The organism is Paraburkholderia sp. SIMBA_053 (assembly GCF_046534895.1).
GTDB classification, from domain to species: domain Bacteria; phylum Pseudomonadota; class Gammaproteobacteria; order Burkholderiales; family Burkholderiaceae; genus Paraburkholderia; species Paraburkholderia caledonica.
Map to the genome: position 1 here is coordinate 1 of NZ_JAWRXU010000118.1, position 451 is coordinate 451.

The following is a 451-nucleotide window of genomic DNA, read 5'->3' on the forward strand; positions in this document are numbered from 1 at the left end:
AAACCTCGGAATGAGTGGCTTGCGCTCATTCCCAATGCCCACGACGGGTACGTTCAGTGGGACGAATTCGAGCGGATCCAGTGCGCGATCAATGGCAACCTGCGTCTGGCCGGACACGCTGGCGCCCCAAAGAGCGGCGAGTGCCTTCTGGCGGGACTGTTGCGCTGTCGGCGCTGCGCGAGCAAGCTAACGGTACACTACACGGGTAACAGGCACGACGCCTTGCGCTATAGCTGTCATCGCGGCTGGCTGGACAAGGGGCAACCGCGCTGTATTGCGTTTGGTGGCACGCGCGCGGACGCGGCCATCGCCGAGGCGGTCTTGCAGGTCGTTCAACCGGCGGCAATTGAGGCAGCAATGGTGGCGCGCGAAGAAGAGACCCTGAAGCAGGATGAAGTGCTGGCTGCGCTGCAGCGGGATCTGCAAGCGGCACGTTATACCGCCCAACGCG

The 451-nt window shown here is 63.4% G+C and carries 1 pseudogene; it reads left to right on the forward strand.

Features of this window, described 5'->3' with window-relative positions:
- Positions 1 to 156 precede the first annotated feature (156 nt).
- Positions 157 to 451: pseudogene (locus SB753_RS34835) on the forward strand (recombinase family protein); the annotation flags it as partial.